The sequence below is a fragment of the Parabacteroides sp. AF18-52 genome, from assembly GCF_003479145.1.
In the GTDB taxonomy this organism is placed as follows: Bacteria; Bacteroidota; Bacteroidia; order Bacteroidales; family Tannerellaceae; genus Parabacteroides; species Parabacteroides faecis.
Genome location: NZ_QUGR01000031.1, coordinates 363 through 21584, shown reverse-complemented (window position 1 = coordinate 21584; position 21222 = coordinate 363). Strand labels below are relative to the sequence as shown.

The following is a 21222-nucleotide window of genomic DNA, read 5'->3' as shown; positions in this document are numbered from 1 at the left end:
AGTCCTTTTTGAAACTTATTTTTTTTCAAGACTGTCAACTTATTTCAGGACAGGACATATCTTTCAGATTAAAAAGAAAGGACTTCGGGGTTAATAACCCATAGGCTGATTGCTAGTTGAATACTTTAGGGCACAAATGATATCTCATCCAGAGGATTCCAGAAAACCTTCTTCCAGTCTTTAATACGGTTGTTTTCTACCCGGATACCTTCTTCTTCCAACCTTTCCTGCATCTCGGTCGGCGTACTGAAAGCATCTTTGCCGGATAACACACCCTGACTGTTCACTACCCGGTAAGCAGGAACACCTACCTCCGAACAATTCCCCATTACCTTACCAACCATTCTCGACATATTCGGATAGCCGATCGCACGGGCTATCGCACCATAGCTGGTGGCACGCCCGTATGGAACGGTCTTTACCATCTGATAGACGGCAGCCACAAAATCTTCTTTATCAAAACCAGACATATCCTATTATAGTTTTTCCGCCAGCTCTTTCAGTAAAACATCTGCACCGGCAATCGTATCCCCGTTCTCATTATAAACACCAACCAGGTAACGTCCTTTCCAAAGAACAGGTATATCCCCGTTATAACGGTCTTTTACCAATAATCCTCCTTCTTTCAACTCGTCCGACTGCTTGGTAAAAGCCATATACTGGATCAAAACGTCTTTTACCCCATCCGGTGAACCACCATCCAGAACAAACAACTGAAAAGACTGTCCGTCCTTTTCATACTTCATTGTATATACAGCCCGCAAAAACTCGTGACCGATATAGTTGGAGGTAATATATGCAGCCGAATAAGGTATTTGCCCCTGTTCCGGGAATAAACGGATAACAGGAGGATAACCGGCACCGGCATCGATCTTTTCGGCCAGCGCCTTACCGATCGCCTGCAATTCTTTCGACACATCACCGGAAGCATTGCTCCACATCTTCAGATACATATTCCCGGCAAAGAAATACAAATTCGTCTTGTCTCCCTGCGCTTCTCCCCCTACAGGCAGAAATTCGAGATCGGAAGAACGTTCGGACGAATACATACCGAAAGCATCCTCCGGCGTAGCATGGCGATAGGCTTGTATCGTGATATAATCGGCCCCTTTCTTATATTCCATAGAAGTCATCTCCCTGAAATTATTCTCCAGGAAAAGCGGAGCCGCGCCATTTATACGGTCAAAGAGATTATCGGGATTGAAAACCTCCACCTCACCGGAGACAGTCCAGCCGTCGACAGGCGGTAACCATGATTTCAATTCATCCGGTGTCTGCGCTATTAAAGAGCAGAAAGGCAACAGGAAAAAGAGTAACAAATAATTGATCTGCTTCATACATTCGATTCTTTAAGTCAGAAATTCATCGGGCACCTGCATCACCGGAGTAATCGCGGCAATCTTGGCCGATATGTCAAAGCCGGAAGGACATTTCACCTTACAGGTGTCGCAGTTGGAACAGATATCCGGCGAAAGCTCCAGCCCTGCCAATGTTTCCTTCGACATTCTTGAATATTTATAACCATAGGCATACATATAAGCCCGCATAATATCAGGAATAGGAAGATGTTCGGGGCATTGTGTCCGGCACTTTCCACACTGCTGGCAATACAACATTTCCTGTCCGCAAAGGGAAGCCAGATAATCTGTGTCGGCAGTAGTCAGTTCGGGAGAACGGGCGGCAGCCAGACATTCGTCCAGTTCATCATAATTGGAAAATCCGGGGATGACAGTCGTGATATGCTCATTCTTCCATGCCCATTTCAGACAAGCCTGCGCATTGATCTTCTTTTTCCCTTCCGCATCTTCGGTACCTCCGGTCATCGTTTTCATGGCAACCAATCCGATACCTGCTTTTGCTGCACGGGCAATAGCCTCTTCCGTTTCTTTCAGATTCGACAGTTTGAAATTATAGCTCAACAGGACAACATCATAGATGCCCGCTTCAATAGCGGCATCCAGTAATTCCGGTTTCCCGGCATGAGCGGAGAAACCGAGGAAACGGGTCTTACCATCTTCTTTGAATTTCTTCAGAACAGCAATGACACGTTCGTCTTTTACCTCTTCCACCTTATCCAGCGCATGCGTATAAAACAGGTCCACATGATCCATATTCAGGCGTTTCAGGCTCTGATCCACCAGCTTTTCATACGTTTCTTCAAAATCATCTTTCAAAGGATAGTCAAACTTTCCCTTTGTCGCAATAAAGAAACTGTCACGGGGTTTTCCGGTAAAGAACTTCCCTAACATCTCCTCGTTCTTTCCGTTCTGGTAGCCATGAGCCGTATCAAAATGGAATATACCGGAATTATAGGCAGCCCTCACCACATTCGGATTGTCGGCACGCATCACTCCCATACTCAGTATCGGCAGTTTCACCCCTGTTCTGCCAAGCGTGCGGACAGGGATTTCATTTTCATTAGCAGTCACCAGAGAAGCACGGGCAGCCTTAGCCCCCGGAATTAACATGGCACTCACACCTGCAGTAGCTGAAAGCCGGAAAAAATCTCTTCGATTTACATGATTGGTTTTCATAAGATTATATATTAGTGTTTATCCCTATCCGTCTGTGCCTCACAAATATAGAAAGATTTATCAAAATAAATCACTTTTTCCGTAGGGTATTCGTTCTCTGACCGATCTTATATATACAAACAGAAATATTCACCATTAAAACAATACAAAGATGAAAACACTGTATAGACAATCTATCGGATTTTTGCTGATCTTATTATTGGTAGCAGGTATTAGTCCGTTACAGGCGCAGGATCAACCGGTGCGTGACGACGAGAATCCGGACTTCATCACTATCAGCGGAGTTGTCAAGGACAAAAATAATAAGAAACGGCTGGAGTATGTAAACATTTCCATCCCCGGCAGTACTTCGGGTACGATCACCAACGAAGACGGGGAATTCTCTTTCAAGATCAAAGATGCTTCCCATGTGAAAGCTGTCGAAATCTCCCATATCGGATATTACAATAATAAAGTAGAAGTGAGCGGGATTAACCTCTCCGACCTGACCGTCTGGATGACACCTTACGAGAATATGCTCGATGAGATCATCATCCATGCCCAGGAACCACGCTATCTGGTAGAACAAGCCGTCAGTAAAATTCCCGCCAACTACAGCAAGAAGACAAATATGCTGACCGGCTTCTACCGGGAAACAGCCCAAAAAGGCAAACGGTATATCAATATATCGGAAGCAGTGATCGACATCTATAAAACACCCTATAACGAAGCATCCGACCGCGACCGCGTACAGGTTTATAAAGGCCGTAAGTTATTGAGCCAGAAAAGAACCGACACGCTTGCCGTCAAACTGCTCGGCGGTCCGAATATGTCGATCTTCTGTGATATAGTGAAGAATCCGGATGTATTGCTCGACAAGGAATGCCTACCCTATTACCTCTTCAAAATGGAGGAATCGACCAATATCGACAACCGTCCTCAATATGTAATCAGTTTCAAACCACAGGTCATCATGCCTTATGCCCTGTATTACGGAAAACTGTACATAGACAAGGAACGCCTCTCATTCACCCGTGCCGAATTCAATCTGAGTATGGACGACCGCAACAAAGCGACCCAGGCCATCCTCAAAAAGAAACCGTTCGGATTACGTTTCCGTCCGCTCGAAGTAGCTTATCTGGTCAATTATAAAGACCGCGACGGCGTAACTTATCTGAACTATATCCGCAACGGGGTACGTTTTAAATGTGACTGGAAACGCAAACTGTTCTCGACCAATTACACCATTATCTCCGAAACGGTGGTAACGGACGGACGGGAAGAAAACGTGACCACTATTCCGTATAAGATGGCATTCAAAGAATCACAATCGTTGTCCGATAAAGTAGAGAACTTCATGGACGAAGATTTCTGGGGAGCCTACAATATCATCGAACCGACGGAATCACTGGAAAGTGCGGTAAACAAATTAAAAAAGCAACAGAAATAAATTTCAATATCTTTTCGTACATTTGAAGGACTCTAATCATTAAGATCCACGGCATGCTGAACGATTTATTCGTACTAACTAAGATTAAAGAGGGGGACGTCAAAGCTTTCGAAGGTATCTTCCGGCTCTACTACTCCCCCCTTTGCCTCTATGCCGCCGGTATTACCGGAAACTGGGACGTAGCTGAAGAGATCGTGCAAGAGCTATTCTACGTATTCTGGAAAGAAAAAGAAAAACTGCAAGTGTTCCTCTCCCTGAAAAGTTATCTGTACGGGGCGGTACGCAACCAGTCTCTTCAATACTGCGAACATCAGGAAGTACGCAACCGTTACCGGGAAAACGTTTTATCGGGTAACCAGGAAAGCAAGCCTTCCGATCCGCAGGACCAGCTGGAATACAAAGAATTGGAGGATCTGATAAACAAGACTCTCAAAAAGCTACCCGAACGCCGCTTACGCATCTTCCGGATGCAGCGTTTCGAAGGAAAGAAATACGCGGAGATAGCCTCCGCCCTCTCTCTGTCCGTCAAAACAGTGGAAGCTGAAATGACTAAGGCACTTCAAACACTCAGAAAAGAAATTGAGAATTATACACAAACAGTATGACTCGTAAAGAAAGGGACAATAGAAGAACGGATCAGGCATGGGACAAGGTGTACCAACGCCTGGAAAAGGAGGACCTGATCACCCGGACGGGAAAAGAGGGATTGCATCCTTATTCGGAAATACCCCGTCCGTCGACCCGGAGACTTATATTCGCAGGTATAACTGCAGTGGCAGCTATACTCTGCTTCGTATTTATTTATTTCAATCCAACAGAGAAAGAAGCCGACCGTAACCTGCTTACCCGGCAGAATATGGAAACAACGACACTCGCCACCACGCTCGAAGATGGTTCGATCGTGTATCTGGCAGGCAATGCCGCTATCCATTATCCTGAACATTTCCAACCGGATAAAAGAGAAATATCCTTACAGGGAAATGCTCTTTTCGATATTGCCGGCAACCGCAAGCGTCCGTTCCTTATTGAAACAGAAGACGCACGCATCGAAGTTTTGGGTACCGCTTTTAATGTAAAAAGTGATGGTTCCCAGCCTTTTGAATTGTCCGTACAAAGAGGATTGGTAAAAGTGACGTTGAAAAAAAGCGGACAGGATGTACATGTAAAAGCGGGTGAAACCGTCACCCTCTCTTCACGAAAACTACAAGTGAGGCAAACAAAAGACACCGGACAGTTCGAAGAATATGTCCGGCAGATACGTTTTAAGGATGAACGATTGGCCGATATCCTCCGGGTCATCAATCTCAACGCGGAAGATATCAGTCTGAAAACCACCCCGGAGCTGGAGAGCAGGACACTTACCGTTACCTTTGCCGACAACTCGCCGGAAACAATGGCTGAACTGATCTGTTTTGCGCTCGACCTGAAATGCACACGTGAAAATAATGTGATTACTTTGCATGAAAACTAATCGGATAAAAGGAGTACAAGGTGAAACGAACCGTTACATATCGTCTGTTTTTTTGCCTCATCGGATTGCTGCTGATGACGGCTATCCCTTTGCGGGCTGACGATAAGGACAATAAAAATGTACTCGAACGTCTTATCCATATATCTAAAAGTAAGGAAACCGTTTACGATTTACTGGGAAAAGTATCCGAACAGTCCGGCTATCTGTTCATCTACGACAGTAAGATCATCGACAATGAACAAGTAGTAAAAATACCGGGTGGCAAATACTCTGTCCGGGAAGCGATCTATCGGATCACCGGCGACCGAAACCTGACCCTTCGCGTGATCGGTAACCATATCCTGATCTCCCGTCCGGTTGAAGAAGCACCGGTCAAAGAGGTACCTCCGGTTCTTCCGGATACCGTAACCTATTTCACTCTGGAAGGTATCCTGCGGGATAAATACACGAATGAACCTATCCCGTTCGCCACCGTCAGTGTCAATGACGACGGTTCCATAGGAAATGTCACAAACCAGGGCGGCGAATTCAGGTTACGTCTGCCGGATACGCTGCGCCAATCGCAGATCAGCTTCTCACATGTCGGCTACCAACTCTATCAGATAGAGAGCTCTCTGTTGGCGGAGCGTTACAGCATGCTAACCCTGGAACCGAAAGTAATCCCCATACAGGAAGTGGTTGTCCGTATCGTGAACCCCTTACGCCTGCTACGGGAGATGGAAGAAAAGAAAAGTATCAATTATTCCCAGGAGCCTGTCTATCAAACCACTTTCTATCGGGAAGGGATTGAACGGAAAAACAAATTCGTCAGTCTGACGGAGGCGATCTTTAAAATATATAAAAGCCCCTATACCAGGCATGCTGTTTCAGATCAGGTAAAACTGCTGAAGATGCGCCGGATCAGTAATAACCAGGAGCGGGATACGATCATTGCCAAGATGAAATCCGGTATCAATGCCAGCATGCAGCTGGATATCATCAAGGATGTGCCGGATTTTCTGGTTCCGGAAAGCGAGGTGAACTATCCTTATGTATATGCCCATTCCGATATCACGGTAATAGACAACCGGATGGCAAATGTGATCTCGTTTGAACAACGCGAGTTCATCACAAGCCCGCTTTTAAAAGGTAACTTGTACATCGATTCGGAAAACAGTGCACTGCTGCGGGCCGAGTTTGAAATACACCCCAAATATGTGAAGGATGCGGCCAATATGCTTGTGGAGAAGAAAAGCCGTAACCTAAAGATAATCCCTCAAAAGGTGGTCTATACAGTTTCTTACAAACCCTGGAACGGCATCTATTATGTCAGTCATGTCAGAGGAGACCTTCATTTTAAGGTTAAAAAGAAAAAACAACTGTTCGGAAGCTCTCCCCTTCATGTATGGTTCGAAATGGTCGTGTGCAAAACAGACACGGACAATGTCAGCCGTTTCGGCAGGAAAGAAACATTATCAACCCGGACAGTGTTCTCTGAAACAAAATTTAATTATGATGAAAGCTTCTGGGGCAACTTCAATGTGATCCCACCGGAAGAAAAACTGAATGAAGCAATAGGAAAAATTTCGTCAAAAATAGAAGAAACAGGCTACTAAGTGGTTAAAAATCATAAAGAGGGCCTTTTCTCAAAGGCCCTCTTTATAGGTTTTTAATAGGTATTAGTCTTTAAGGCAAAAAGATTGTTTAGGTTATCTGCATGCAAAGATGTGGCATTTTATATTACTGAACAAATAAAAAAAGATATTATAAAACACATTTTTAAGATTATCGAAACTTATTTGCAGCTTCTTCTATTTTTTAACAATTGAATCTTAGCCTCCAATTATCGGTTTATCCAGGGGATAAATCCGTTCTCCATTGATTCACAAGCAGTAAGCAGGCATATATTTTGCCTATTATTGCCGTATACCCATTTTAGCATTCCTAAACTAAAAAATTCAACTTTCTAACACATGCAAAAATATAAATGTTTTTTTAATAAATCCTATAACAGTGTATAGTTTACCTCACCGGGATTTTATGTATTTTTGTCGCCGTATCGAGGTGACATTTAGATACAATATATAAACGTCTTAAATTGCACAATTTAGCATGTATACCGTAATTAAAAGAATGGAGATATCGGCTGCACACAGTCTGAAACTCTCTTATTCCAGTAAATGTGAGAACCTGCATGGTCACAACTGGATCATCACTGTTTACTGTCGCTCGAAAGAATTGAACACCGATGGCATGGTAATCGACTTTAGCCATATCAAAGAATCGATAAAAAATAAGCTGGACCATCAGAATCTGAATGAAGTCCTGCCTTTCAATCCGACGGCCGAGAATATGGCCCGATGGATATGCGACCAGTTACCCAATTGTTATAAAGTAGAAATTAAAGAGTCAGAATCGAACACTGCAATCTATGAGAAAGATTAATCAAATTTTTTACAGCCTGCAAGGGGAAGGCTATCATACCGGCAAAGCCGCTGTTTTCATCCGTTTTTCAGGGTGTAACCTGAAATGTTCATTTTGCGATACGGAACATGAAGAAGGGACTTTGATGTCGGATGAAGAAATATTAGAGGCAATCTCCGCCTACCCTTCAGACATGGTCATACTGACCGGTGGTGAACCGGCTTTATGGATCGACGACGCATTTATCGACATGCTTCACAAAGCGGGTAAATATATATGTATAGAGACAAACGGCACACGTCCGTTACCTAAAGGTATCGACTGGGTGACTTGTTCTCCGAAAGAGGGAGCACCCATCAAGATCGATCATATGGATGAAGTCAAGGTGGTTTATCTGAGACAGGATCTGTCTTCTTACATCCAGTTGCCAGCCAAACACCATTTCCTCCAACCCTGTTCCTGCCGGAATACGATGGAAATTGTCAATTACATCCTGGAACACCCGGAGTGGCAACTTAGTCTGCAAACACACAAGTTGATCGATATCGCATAAAAGACATAGGCGGAGCGCAGAATTTTGCAGACAGTTTAATCCCTGCATTTCCCTGCGCTCCGTTTATATTATCTGCCTGCACAATTATCGGACAGATTATTTTTTAGTAGCCAAAAGCTGCAGACAATCCTTCACATCATCCAAAGAATGACCATTGCTTTTACCTTTAGGCAAAAGTTGCCGCAGACCGACAGCCGCACCAAAAACAGAGACAGGATCTTTTATGGTGGCATAATGGACAACACTATCCATCGCCAATTGCAAGTTTCTGTCATCCAACGGTGAGAGTGTGGAAGCCGATAAGCCGGCAGCATTGAAACCAATACCTTTCATCCGTTCATGAGCCAGCGCAATATTAGTAGCCACAGCAAACTGCGTCAGCCCTCCTCCTAACGAATGTCCCGTTACATAAAAACGTTGCTCCGGATAAGTTTCCAGAAATAAACGAACCAACCCGACTGCATACAAATACATAGTATCGGCAGCGAGCAACTGATGTACATCTGTTAATACAGCTCCGATCTTCGACAGTTCCGTTCCGGCAAAAGCAATAACGATCCGGTCTTCATATCTACCCAACCAAACTTTAAAGCCGTTCATCACATACAACTGACCGGTCACTTCGTCATAGTGTCCCATTTTAAGACATTCAGGTAGCTCCCTCCTTTTCAATGGAGAAACTTTCTTATTAAATGTGTATCCGGTATAAGCATATTCCGAACATTCAGCCATTACAAGAGCCTCTTCCGGAGGACAGAACGGTTGCGAAGGAATATAGGAAGCAAACGTCTTAACATAGGAAGACCCCTTACGCAAGTTCATTACGATAGAAGCTACATCTGATTGCACAAACTGCTTTAATATTTCCAACGCTTTCTTATACAAACTGCCATATCCGGGCAACAGTTCCAGACCTTTCTTTTCCAGAGCCAATAATACCCGGTCTGCATCCGATTCTCGGTGCATCGACACCTTGACAACAAGGAGCAGGTTCTTCATCAGGTCGACCGTACCCGTCAAAACACCCAATAGACCTTTATCCTGTACAATCCCGTTATCCTCTGCCCCAACTTCCACATCCAGCTTCTCTTCCGACAATGTTTCGTAGAGAGCTTTCATTTCCATTTGTATTTCCTCCCGTTCTGTCCGATAGGCCGGATCAGATTTGCTTGTAACGGCAAGCTGATCCAGTTTACCATCCAGGGAAAGGAAAATATCTTTTGTTTGCTGCAGCTTTTCCATCTATATTATATTGTCAGAAAGTTCTGTTCCAGGAAAGCAAGATCACATTGCTCTGTCGGGTATAAATTAGGTTTTTGTTTGCCGCGTAACCGCTTATCCAATTTATCCACGATTTTTTTGTGAAACTCCGAATAATCAGCCGAAGGATATTCTTCCAGTACCTGCAATAAAGCAGTAGTGAACGCACTGTTTTCATCAAATGTGAAAGCATACGACGATTGTTCGTCCTGACAGCCGGAAATAAGTAACACGCCGGCTTTCACCTCTTTCTCATTTGCACCTTTATCCATGAGTTCACGAGCCAGGTTATCATAAAAACTCTTATTCTTAAAATAAGTCTTTCTCACATACTCCATCGGCATTGCCTTCTTTACACAATTTTCAGGAGCCGGTTCTTCCACAGATGCTTTTGTTATTGTTCCGCTATGGCAACTATCCGATAAAACCAGGATACGAACTCCTTCTTTAAATTCAGACCACAGCAAACGTAATTCATCATCGATAAGCTCACCGTCATACAGGCACCAGGTTTCGTCCATACCATCTTCTTCATCTCCGTCCATATCCGGCAACTGGCCGCCATGCCCCGAATAATAGAAGAAAAAGATATCGCCGCTTTCCAACTCCTGAGCAGCCTCCCTTACCGAATAAATTACATTGAGACGGGTAACATTATTTCCTAAAATGATCTTCGATTTAAAACCTCGTTTCGATGCGATCTCACAAATCGCCCTGGCATCATTTTCGGGTTGAGCCAATTCTCCGTCCCAACCATCGTAATGAACGGGATCTACATGGTTCAATCCCAATACAACTGCATATCCTTTTGACATACTCCCTTAGTTTTTAAGTTAGACTATTTTTATACGGGCATAATATTAGATATTCGGGAATAAATAACCAAATTATTCCTGTAGACAGCATAAATCCTTTGTGAACGACAATAAACGGGAGTAAATAAAAACGTCGCTCCCGATGCAACACAGCGTCTCGGTGAGACGTAACGTTGCGTCGGGGTTAGACGTAGGGTTGCGTCACGACGAGACGTAAGGCGGCGTCTCATCGCGACGGAGAAAAGCTACTCGATTTCGGGACGGTCGCTACCACCACCACCATTACCGACAGTGAGGAGGCGTTCGTATTCGATAGTACGAGGCTCTTTCAACAGAGTGGTCGTGTTTGAAAAACGGGTGACGATACGCAGGGTGTACTGTCCGTCAGTCAGGTCGGAAGGGACACGGGCAAGCAGGCATTTAGGGTCGTTAGTCGTCAGGCGGCGGGTAACGGGATATTCCTTACCGTCAGCATCGATAAAGAAAACACCGATACCGGCTCCGTCACCGGCTATGCGGATCTTCTCTCCGTCGATACGGATATCGTCACCCGGGGTGATCGTTCCGTCAGAAAGGCCGGTGACCGTATCCGTAACAAGACCGATACATGCACCGCTGTCTTTTACCTCCAACACCTCTACTCCGACATGACTCAATGACTCACGCATCTCGGAAGAAAGAGTGATATCGAGCGTCACCTTATGTTTCTCAGGGTCGAATTTGGCACTCGAACCGATCCAGGTTCCCGCCACACGCGGAGTGTACTGGCAGGTTTTCGTTAAGACACTGTAACCGTCTGCAACCGCTTCACGGATGATACGGTCGTGCTGGTTGATGATCGACAATAAGGTGTCGTACTTGATTTCAGAACCTTCATCGACTATTCGCTGCGCAATGTCTCCGTTACGCAACGAGTTCTTCATCGTGGATACTTCGGCTGTATAGTCGTTATCCACATCTTTGGTAAGGAGGTTCAGGCGAAGCCAGACCTTCCAGAATTTGGTGTAATTTGCCATGATTGATTAATTTATTGATTTATATATCTTTGATGCAACGATAAGTTACACCTCTGTTATCTGCTCCAAAATCCCAATATCCATAATATGAATTTTGAATATAAAGCCCCCAGCCTGATTGATCTGATATCCAATAAAGACCTATCCCAAAAGCAGCTTTTATGTCTGTTCTTGACCCCCAAGAGACCTCCACACAAACTCCTGGACTTTGATTATTCATTAAATTACAAAGGTCTGCTTTAGAAGGGACTCTCCATCCGGATGGACAAGCTGTTCCATTATTTACCAAAGTTTTCATACTACTCCAAACCAGCTTAGCCGACTCTCCACCATAACGATCTACTTGAGCTATCCAGAAACTACGTGCTCCATCTACTCTTTTAGCAGGAATGTTACTTCCCGGATATACTATACCAGAAGAGTATTGTTTTATAGTTATCGTCTTTTTTATACTACTATTATATTTATCTGTTACTGTTGCAGATAAATTACTCTGAAAAGTTGCAAAACTTGCATCGGTATAACTCCCTCCCCTAGCTATCTTAACAATAGTCTGCTTCTGACCAGATGTAAGAGTCGTCTCATTTGTAGAAGTCACAGCCCATCCGTTGGGATTGGATACAGTTACTCCTTTAGGAGAAACTACCGTAAACTGAGCGGTAGAACCCGTACAAGGGAAATAAGTTATGGTTGTTGCAGAAGTTGCTGACGTAGTCAGACCTGAATTAGTAGTATAACTGGAAGTCGCACTAAAATTCGAGTAGGCAACATTCTTATCTATAGAATACACTTTGTATGTTTCCACAATAGCGTTATCAAACTTACTACGAATTGCAAATTGACCCGTACCCGTAGAAGTTCCAACAAAGGTATATGTCGTCTCGTTTTTATTCTCATTTTCCTTTGTTACTGTCACAAAACCGGGTGCATTGACAATCTCAGAACCTCCAAGTATATTCACTGTCAGTTTTACTTTATCAGTACTGGCACCACTATACAAACGTAATGCACCACTACTATCGTCATATTCGGCCTGTCCTTCTACAGAGCTGTTGACTGTCATATTTGATTTCATCTTTATGATAATATCCTGAGTCTTGGTTTCGTCTCCTATGTTTTTAGCAGTAATAGTAACACCATCTGTCAGGAATGGGTCAGGAAAACTTAGATCTGAAACATTCACTGTAAATGTATACTGGGCATTCGACGCTATCTGTGATTTATCCGGAGATACATTCAACCAAGCCGGAACATTCTCCAACTCGCTACCTCCTGATGCAAAAACGCTTACCGTTACACTCGGGTCAGCAACTGCCGCGGTCTTATAAAGTAAGATTTCATTGTCCTTAAAAGAACTTCCTTCCGTATTATTTACTGCTTTTACCACCGGATTGGCAATCGGTTCGACGATCACGATTGTCTCTTTAGCTGTGATCTTCTCCGTGAAACGGATTGTCGCAATTGGATATTTTGTACTCGAATAATCTTTCGTTTTCTTTATCGTATACGTTGTGGGAGCCACATCCGCTTTTGTCAGCCCATTATCAGCGGCCGGGGTCATCGTCAACCATTGATGGTCCGTATCGCCTCCTTCGTAATACATGGTTACATAATAACCCGTAGCGGAAGCTCCTTCTATTGTAAATTGTGCATCATCCGTAATTGCCATGGTAACAGTGCGGGAATCTTTGTCATAAGTACCGTTTACACCATCAATCTTCACATTCATGCCTTCCTTATCCGTATCTCCACCCGGTTCATAATCATCAATATTGCCCTCGTCCGTCCAGTCGGCAACATCGATAGTGAAGTCGAGTTTGTATTCGTCAGCTTTTGTGATCTCAACAGTATAACGGTGGTTTTGGGAAACCTCGATATAATTGCCGGTTTCATTCGCTGCAGGTTTGAATGGAATCTTATAGGTGACAGGGATATTCTCCGTCTGGTTGGCGGCATATGTTCCGCTCAGGACCAGGTAACCACCGTCCGCGGCGGGACTCGGCCAAGTGTAGAAAGCACCCGTACAGACACCTTCATTGGCTTTCTCACCATCGAACTGACGGGCAGCATAAGTGATTAGGTCACCAGCATCGGCATCCGGAAGTTTACCCGTTACCGTCAACGGGAAAAAGCTCACCCCCTTACGACCGTTCGCCATGCTGACAGACTCGATCGTGAACTTTGAAGTCGACGCTTCGTTCACCACATCGAAACGAGCAACCGAACGGGTCAGGCGGAAGCCCAGCTGTAAACGTGCCGAAACGGAAAAGTCCGTCAGATCGAGCGGTGTGGCATAAGAACCGGTCATCGGTAATGGCGTCAGCAACACATCGGTTGGCGAAGCCGGGTCGAGCTGCACACTTTGAAGCAACTTGAAATCGTCTTCCTCCGGTACTCCTGCCGTCACCGTATTATTCGCCTGTCCCGGATTGGACTGAATCAAAGGACTAAAACCGGCATATGCCTGGTTTGTTGCCGGATCGATCAGTTTCGTCTGGTTGGTAATGCAATAGAGTTTAACGAAGAGGCCTTTTTTCAGGGAGATCAAGGCTGTTGTTTCTTTTCCGTCGGCATCTTTGGCGTTCAGGTCTAATGCCGTCACATCATCACCGACAGGTATCTCACTACTATTCTCACGGTAACAGAAACGTTCCTGATAGGTATAGACACCGTCTTCGGTTTTACTGCCGAAGACGTAGATATCGAGTGACGAGATTTTATTCTCAGCGGCTGTCGCAATGGCATCACCGGCTTTTGTCTGGGGTACCGAAAGTTTGTTTTTCAGTGTCAACAAAACTTCCCGACGGGGAGTGCCGTCCTGAATTCCGCCACTATCCGGCTTTCCACCCGGTTCTTCCGTCTCACTGGTGCACGCTGCAACAGATAATAGAAGCGACAGAAGAGGGATTCCGTATAACTTATTGAATGTTCTCATTGTTGTTGCTTTTTAATATTCATGACTTGTCTTCTTCCGGGTTCAGTGCCTGCAGCAGGTACTTGCCCGGTTTAAACTTTACGCTGATACGCGGGGCGATCACGCAGGGTTCGCCCGTACGGGGGTTACGACCATCGCGCTCCACCTGTACCCACGGACTAAACGTGCCGAAACCCTGCAGGATGATCCTGTCGTTTTCTACGAGTCTTTCCTCAATCACTTGCTGCCATGCATTGACGATGCGCAGGCACTCCGTCTGCGGCAACGATAACCGCTCGGAAAGAGCGATGATGAGATCGTGTTTGTTCATTATTATTGTATTCTGATTGTTTATTTCTATCTGTTTATTTATAAGAGCCGGTTGTAACTCTCTCCCTTCTCCGGAGGGAAAAGGTTACAACCAGCACGAAAGTAAGAACCTTAGTGACTTTCCCTTTACGGAGTTATCGGTTCTGCCAGGGCAACATGTACAACTGTTGTTCCATTTGTAGCTTTCGAAGTGAATGTCAGCGTGTTCGTTGTTCCGGGACTTTGTACCGATCCCAGAGTGAACGTGTAAATGCCCTCGGCCTCCGTTTTACTGGCTGCATCCACTGTTAACCAGGAGGAAGTTCCGATAACAACACTGCTGCCCGTCGTCTTCCCTTCATCACCCAACGTCACAGCAGATACTTTCAGTTTGAAGCTCTGATCGTTCGTGTTGGTGATCGTAACTGTTCCGGTGGCAGGATCATACGAACTGCCTTCTACTGCTTCCAGCGTAATCTCAGGACCCGACAAATCGGTGGGTATCACCCGAATATCCAGATTCTTACCACTAGCCTTATTACTCAAACGGATCGTTACCGCACGGAAATCATCCATACCGGCTATACCGTCAGACATCTTATATTTGAACGTGGTCAGTGTCGAAGCTTTCGTCACAGTCGTCCTCTCACCGTCTATCACCAGCCATTCATCTCCATCGGCATAATCCAGCTTTTCGACAATTGCAGAAGGGTCCGTATGGTTACCGGCAATGGTAAAGGACAATGTTCCCGTCGACGATGCACTTGCATCCATCACGATATTTCCGTCGGAAAGGAGTTTAACATCCGCCGTGTTACCTGTTCCTGACAGTGCCAGAGCATCCTTCGTGAAGTCGTTTTCCGGTTTATAGTCGTCTATATCGCCCTCGTCCGTCCAGTCGGAAACCTTCAGGGTGAAATCGAGGTGATACTCGTCAGCTTCTGTGATATTGACCGTATAACGGTGATTGCAGGCTACTTCGATATAATTACCTGTCGCATCAGCAACGGGTTTAAAAGGAACTTTGTAGGTGACGGGAATTTCCTCCGTTTTGTTGGCAGCATAGGTTCCTGACAGGATCAGGTAACCACCATCCTCTACCGGGCTGGGGTAAGAATAGAAGATACCCGTGCCTTTGGGTTGGGCAGTAGTCTGGTCGGCGGTGTATTCGCGTTCCGGGTAAGTGATCAGGTCACCTCCAACAGCGGGAGTCGAACCCAATACCTTCACAGGGAAATAACTCGCTCCGGTTCGTCCGTTACCCATACTCACCGATTGGATCGTGAACTTCGATTTCTCCGCATCGTTCGTCACATCGAAACGGGCAACCATACGGGTCAGTTTGAAACCCAGTTGCGTACGGGCAGAGACAGAGAAGTCAGTCAGGTCGAGAGGCGTGGTATAGGCTCCCGTCATGGGCAGCGGCGTGAGCAGCACATCATCGGCGACATCTGCCTGCAAGACCGGTGTATGGAAGGTTTTGAAGTCACTTTCTGTAGGCACACCGTCAGTAACGATGTTGCCCGCCTGGCCCGGATTACTCTGTATCAATCCCTTGAAAGCATCGAATTCGGTTCCGTCAGCCCGGATCAGTTTCGTACTGTTGGCGATGCAGTAAACCTTCACAAAAAGACCTTTCTTCATGCGTAGCAGGGCGGTCGAGTTGTCAGCACCCGTATTCAGGGTGAAGCTGGTGGCATAATCGCCGGAAACCGTCTGCCGAGCGTCTTCCCGGTAATAGAACTGTTGCTGGAATGTGTAATCGCCGTCTTCCGTTTTAGAGCCGAAGACGTAGACGTCGAGACTATAGATATGGTTCTCGGCTGTCGTGGCGATAGGATCACCGGCAGCTTTGGTTTCGACCGGGGTTACTTGCAGCTTGTTCTTAAGTGACAGCAGGACTTCACGGGTGTTACCGTCCGACGTGCCCTCTTCGTCCGGAGGAGTCGTGGTTTCCAGTGTATTCTCGCTGGTGCAGGCGGCCAAAAGAAGGATGGCAGCGAGCAAGGGGATATGTTTGAATAGGTTCATTATATACTTGTTTTAATATTTATGTTTGAACAACTAATGGTAACTGTTTCCCCTCTGGAGAGGGGATTAAGGGGTGTGTTATAGGGCGGTTAAAAGAACTTGCTTTAACACACCCCCTGCCCCCTCTCAAGAGGGGAAAGGTTACCTTCTGAAGCTAAATTTTCTTCTTCAGGGTTACTGTCAGGTCTCCACCATCGGAAACGGTGTTGGTGAAGGTCAGAGTGACATCTCCTGACTCACCTGCTGTATCTCCACCGGTAAATGTATAGACCTGGTTTCCTCCGGCATCAATAGAAGTCTCTCCGGCATTGGTATCAGACAGTTTTAACCAACCGCCACCTGTAAACGGAGTAGACAAATCTGCAATACCCGCACCTGTTGGGGCTGTCACCGTCAGCGTAAATGTGTTTGTAGATAATGCCGTTGCATCAATAGTGTAACTGCCGTCATTATTATCCGTAACTGACGTCGGATTACTGTCGGCTAAGGACACTGTCGGTTTGGCACTTTTAGGAGTGATTTCCAACGTAGAGGTGACCGTCTCGTCCGTTGCATTCTTGAACGTGACCGCTACCGCCGTTCCGGCTGTCAGGGATGCCGCTGCCGGTATTTCGATCTTAAATATTCCGGGAGCAGCCGTTTCTTCTGCTACCGTAACACCTGCAAGGGCATCCACCTTCACCGCACCGGCTGCCACACTTTCCGTACAAGTTGCCTTGACGTAAATCGTACTTCCGTCGATCAGGTACATATCCGCTGTCACGGCACCGGCTGTTCCGCCAATCGTGCCGTCGTTATATGGACTGTTCGTATAACTTCCGTTATCGTTGGCCACAATCTTCGGTTGGGAAGCCTTCTTGTGTTCGATTGTCAACGTAACTTTATTGGCATCGGCAGCCTTATTCTTGAAATCGATCGTTGTTCCGTCAGCGGCTGTTGACGCGTCTGTGATGGCTACACGATAAGTAGTCGTAAAGCCTTCGGTTGCGACCTCAGTTACAGAATAACCCGTCGGAGAGGTTATATCGGCTATACCGTCCACACAGAACAGGCTTACCGAGACATAGCTACCGACGGCATTTACCATCGTGGCTTTTGGAGCGGTTGGAGCCGCTAAATCGACCGAATTACCTTCGCTATGCCCTTTGACTACCTCACTAAGGACAGGGGTAGCTTCAGGACCCACAAAGGTCAGCGTTCTCTGGAGATCAGGATCGTAAGAGGCGGCCTGGTTGATAAAGGTCAGCGAAACAGGACGCTTACCCGTGGCACCGGTAATCGTGACTGGGAAAGTCGTTATCGTCAGTCCGTCTTTCTGTTCCTTCGTCACGTTTCCTACTGTCAGCCAGTCTATTTCACCCGCTTTCGTTACCAACGAACGGCTGCATTCCAACTCCCCGGTAGAGGTCATTACGATGTTGAATGTGCCGGCATCGGCGGTACGGTAATACTCGCCCGTGATTACCGTCGGCTGGTCCGTCCCTGAAAACTCCTTAAATTCCGGTTTGGCATTCTCCGGTTTGATGATCACACCACCGCCTGAGGTCCAGTCCTCCACCTCGAATGTAGAGTAAATGTTCGATTCGGTCACATCCGTTATACGCAGTTTGTAGCGGCTGTTCGCATCGATGGCGATATAGTTGGCTGGATCGGTTGGCTTCGCTTCGGCCGGGGTCTTGACTACCGGGATATTATAGGTAACGGGTATCTGCTCTCCGGTGGAAGGACTTTTGTATGTACCCTTGATGATCAGGTAACTCAAATCAGTGGATAGATTCGGGTATACATAAACCGCACTTTCCAAAGTTCCCTGGTTGGCGTTCTCTCCTTTGAAATTGACATCGGCGTAAGTTATCAGACCACTGGCGGGATCCGTCGGATCAGCTACATTCGCCAGCGTCGCACCGAACAAAGAGCCGTTTGGACGGCCCTGTCCCATCGCTACACTGGTGATCGTCAGCTGCGAGGTCGCAGTCGTGTTGTCGATGTCGAAGCGGGCAACCATACGTTTCAGCGTGATGGCGACTTTTGAGACGCTGCCGCTGATCTTCGTCGTTCCCGTCCCCGTCATAACAAGCGGCGTCTTGATGATTCCGTCGGGAGCAAGCTTGGCTGTATAGGCGGCCTTGAAGGCGGCGAGGGTCGTTCCATGTGTTGTGATGGCCCCCGTTGCATCCGTGGCAACCGCATCCAAGGCAGTCATTTCGGTTCCATCCGCATTGAACGGTTTATCCTGGTTCGCCACACAGACCAGCGTCAGATACGGAAGGCCTTTCTTTTCGTTCGGCTTGATCGAAGCCGTCCATGACGAGCCGGATGGTTGCAGCACAAACTGACCCGCTCCCGGAGCTGCATCCGTCATTGTCCAGGTTTCCACATACTCATATTCGGAATCGACAGCATCGGCCTTCGGAGCACCGAAAAGGTACACCTTCAGGTTACCGATCTTGTTCTCACTATCAGAGGCAATCGCCTTGGTATATTCCTCACTCTCTCCGCTACCGCTGAATACCAGCCGGATCTCACCCGGATTGCCCGAAGGGGTCGATCCTTCGCTTCCGTCTTCGTTCGTACAACCGCTTACAAACCCGACAAGGCCCAAAAGCAACATTAAATACGTCTTTTTCATAACTACTTTTTTTAAGTGAATACTATATGTTTAAAATCTGTTTCAATTCAAAATCATATGGATGCACAAAAAAGTAGCACAATACCATGATATTATGTAACTATTGTACATCCGTGCATTTTCAGACACGGATGTAATTAACAGAAAAGAGAAAGGTTATTTATTAATTCCCTTTATCGGGTTTATAGAAACATCACGAAGTAACAATGACATTTGTTCTATCGCCATTTTATTTAATCGCAACACACGTTCATTTTGAGATAAGCCCATCTTTATAAGTTCTGCATTCATACTCTCCAAGTTTATAAGGACTATTAACTGATGATATGTAGCATAGTCTCTTATATTACCTGTAAGTCCCGGATTCTCATCCCGCCATTGTTTTGCTGTTTTTCCAAAAAGAGATACATTTAATATGTCTGCTTCATTTGCATAAACAATACCTTGTAACTTATGAGTCAGGGATTCCGGTATAAGATTTTCCTTGATTGCATCAGTATGTATGCGGTAATTTATTTTTGTCAACTCACGATTCAGGTTCCATCCTAAAGATGATTTATTATTCTCATCACTCTTCAACCGTTGATAGTCTTTTATAAGATACAATTTGAATTCTGCAGAAATCCAGGATGCAAATTCAAATGCGATATCGGTATGGGCAAAAGTTCCTCCATAACGACCTGCCTTGGATATAATACCAATTGCATGCGTTGCAGTTATCCACTTTTGTGGAGAAAGAGTAAAAGCATTTGTTCCTGCTTCCATTTTAAACCCGTCAAATTCGACGGGTTTAAAATCCGGATTATTTAACTTCTCCCAAAGTCCGAGAAATTGGATAACATCTTTACCTCTCATCCAGTTTTTTATTACATCATTGGGATCATTGCTTTTATAACGAGCGATATCTGTCAGAGATACATAGTCATTATTTCTACCGAGTGATAAGATTGAGACTTGTCTGCCGTCTGCGTTTATTTCCGCTTTTACACACTTTTCTTTCATAGACTTAAATGTTTTGATTGATAATGTGCAAATATAGAGAAATATACACTCTTGGCAAACCTTGAGACAATATATTTCAAGTCTTACCTCAAATATTCTGTTAATTACATCATGTCAAAGAACGCTTATATCTAAATCAGGTATACTTTTATACCATACTTTATTCTCTATTTATCCTATCGCCCCACCCTCGTCCCAATCGGAATCGGTTACTTCCGAGACGATGGTTTTGTCTTCGTAGACCGTTACCAGGATTTCGAATTCCTGTTCCACATTCTGATCCATGTTCATCGGTTTTTTCGAGAAGAAACGATGTAGATCGAGGTCACCGACGATACGCTCGTCATTCCGCCACAGGCTCCATAGCTGATGAGTGTCGGAGGTGTACCGGAAGGTGACAAACTCGCCTATCACTTCACCATCGTAACTCATTGCGGCACGTGTCTCGTGGCTGATCTCGGAAGTTCCGATATACGGCACCGTATAACTACCTCCCGAAGTGAGCGGCTCACTCTCCCAGCCCTTCATGAAACCATACTCCGATGCCAGCCCTTTCATACGCATCCGGTAAGTGCCTCCTTCCGGCGGGGCATCCGCCATCCATTGCACCGTCACATGCAATGATGCATGCGCATGTGAGAGATAGACACGTCGGCGAAACATCTTCCCTTCCTCTACATGGAAAGACAGATAGCCGTAATAGAGTCGACCCGTATTACGGCGGTAGGCCGGTGGAGCCTCGGCTGTAACGGCGCTGAGTGTCATATCTGCAAGGTGGCGATCGGTCAGCGGCTGTACATCCAGGTCATCACTGCCGTCTTCTGACAGGTTGCCCCAGAGAACGACGGTATAGTCA

Annotated in this window: 18 protein-coding genes; 6 read left to right on the top strand and 12 right to left on the bottom strand. The window is 45.8% G+C overall.

Annotated features, from left to right (window positions below):
• Positions 1-125: 125 nt before the first annotated feature.
• Genes DWX23_RS24575 through DWX23_RS24565 form a run of 3 tightly spaced genes read right to left on the bottom strand, consistent with a single transcriptional unit; the run spans position 126 to position 2534 of the window.
• Entirely contained in the window at positions 126-470 is a 345-nt protein-coding gene (locus DWX23_RS24575) for an MGMT family protein (RefSeq protein WP_122352583.1), read from the bottom strand.
• A gap of 6 nt (positions 471-476) precedes the next feature.
• Entirely contained in the window at positions 477-1337 is an 861-nt protein-coding gene (locus DWX23_RS24570; RefSeq protein WP_122376442.1) for a DUF6599 family protein, read from the bottom strand.
• Between the two features lie 12 nt (positions 1338-1349).
• Positions 1350-2534, bottom strand: a complete 1185-nt coding sequence (locus tag DWX23_RS24565; RefSeq protein WP_122376441.1) for an aldo/keto reductase — start codon at positions 2532-2534, stop codon at positions 1350-1352.
• 151 nt (positions 2535-2685) lie between these two features.
• On the opposite strand from DWX23_RS24565, the gene DWX23_RS24560 reads away from it, so the two are divergent.
• The 6 genes from DWX23_RS24560 to DWX23_RS24535 all read left to right on the top strand — a co-directional run bounded on the left by DWX23_RS24560 (position 2686) and on the right by DWX23_RS24535 (position 8390).
• The gene (locus DWX23_RS24560; protein ID WP_122352580.1) at positions 2686-3963 is read left to right on the top strand and encodes a carboxypeptidase-like regulatory domain-containing protein; all 1278 of its coding nucleotides are present in this window, start codon (positions 2686-2688) and stop codon (positions 3961-3963) included.
• Positions 3964-4016: 53 nt separating this feature from the next.
• On the top strand, positions 4017-4568 hold the full coding sequence (locus DWX23_RS24555) for an RNA polymerase sigma-70 factor (RefSeq protein ID WP_122352579.1): 552 nt from the start codon (positions 4017-4019) through the stop codon (positions 4566-4568).
• Positions 4565-5434 carry a FecR family protein gene (locus tag DWX23_RS24550; protein ID WP_122352578.1) on the top strand — a complete coding sequence of 290 codons (870 nt, stop codon included), beginning with the start codon at positions 4565-4567 and terminating at the stop codon, positions 5432-5434. Before DWX23_RS24555 ends, DWX23_RS24550 begins: the two co-directional genes overlap by 4 nt.
• A 74-nt stretch (positions 5435-5508) precedes the next feature.
• Positions 5509-7029, top strand: a complete 1521-nt coding sequence (locus tag DWX23_RS24545) for an STN and carboxypeptidase regulatory-like domain-containing protein (protein ID WP_199673389.1) — start codon at positions 5509-5511, stop codon at positions 7027-7029.
• Between the two features lie 496 nt (positions 7030-7525).
• The gene (gene queD, locus DWX23_RS24540; protein ID WP_122376439.1) at positions 7526-7858 is read left to right on the top strand and encodes a 6-carboxytetrahydropterin synthase QueD; all 333 of its coding nucleotides are present in this window, start codon (positions 7526-7528) and stop codon (positions 7856-7858) included.
• Positions 7845-8390 carry a 7-carboxy-7-deazaguanine synthase QueE gene (locus DWX23_RS24535; RefSeq protein WP_122376438.1) on the top strand — a complete coding sequence of 182 codons (546 nt, stop codon included), beginning with the start codon at positions 7845-7847 and terminating at the stop codon, positions 8388-8390. Before queD ends, DWX23_RS24535 begins: the two co-directional genes overlap by 14 nt.
• 96 nt (positions 8391-8486) lie before the next feature.
• Here DWX23_RS24535 and DWX23_RS24530 read toward each other — a convergent pair whose 3' ends face one another.
• From DWX23_RS24530 to DWX23_RS24490, 9 genes are all read right to left on the bottom strand, one after another.
• Positions 8487-9632: a hypothetical protein gene (locus tag DWX23_RS24530; protein ID WP_122376437.1), complete on the bottom strand. Its 1146-nt coding sequence runs from the start codon at positions 9630-9632 to the stop codon at positions 8487-8489.
• A 5-nt stretch (positions 9633-9637) separates the two neighbouring features.
• On the bottom strand, positions 9638-10465 hold the full coding sequence (locus tag DWX23_RS24525; RefSeq protein WP_122376436.1) for a caspase family protein: 828 nt from the start codon (positions 10463-10465) through the stop codon (positions 9638-9640).
• 245 nt (positions 10466-10710) lie between these two features.
• Positions 10711-11481, bottom strand: coding sequence for a DNA-binding domain-containing protein (locus DWX23_RS24520; RefSeq protein ID WP_122376435.1), 771 nt, complete (start codon positions 11479-11481; stop codon positions 10711-10713).
• 19 nt (positions 11482-11500) lie between these two features.
• Positions 11501-14416, bottom strand: a complete 2916-nt coding sequence (locus DWX23_RS24515; RefSeq protein WP_122376434.1) for a hypothetical protein — start codon at positions 14414-14416, stop codon at positions 11501-11503.
• Positions 14417-14435: 19 nt separating this feature from the next.
• Positions 14436-14726: an HU family DNA-binding protein gene (locus DWX23_RS24510; RefSeq protein ID WP_122376433.1), complete on the bottom strand. Its 291-nt coding sequence runs from the start codon at positions 14724-14726 to the stop codon at positions 14436-14438.
• Positions 14727-14851: 125 nt separating this feature from the next.
• Positions 14852-16735: a fimbrial protein gene (locus DWX23_RS24505; protein ID WP_122376432.1), complete on the bottom strand. Its 1884-nt coding sequence runs from the start codon at positions 16733-16735 to the stop codon at positions 14852-14854.
• Positions 16736-16889: 154 nt separating this feature from the next.
• Positions 16890-19364 carry a DUF4906 domain-containing protein gene (locus DWX23_RS24500; protein WP_122376431.1) on the bottom strand — a complete coding sequence of 825 codons (2475 nt, stop codon included), beginning with the start codon at positions 19362-19364 and terminating at the stop codon, positions 16890-16892.
• Between the two features lie 156 nt (positions 19365-19520).
• On the bottom strand, positions 19521-20366 hold the full coding sequence (locus DWX23_RS24495) for a KilA-N domain-containing protein (RefSeq protein ID WP_122376430.1): 846 nt from the start codon (positions 20364-20366) through the stop codon (positions 19521-19523).
• A 171-nt stretch (positions 20367-20537) separates the two neighbouring features.
• Positions 20538-21222: FimB/Mfa2 family fimbrial subunit (locus DWX23_RS24490; protein ID WP_233587777.1), on the bottom strand; the 685-nt coding region annotated here is incomplete at its 5' end.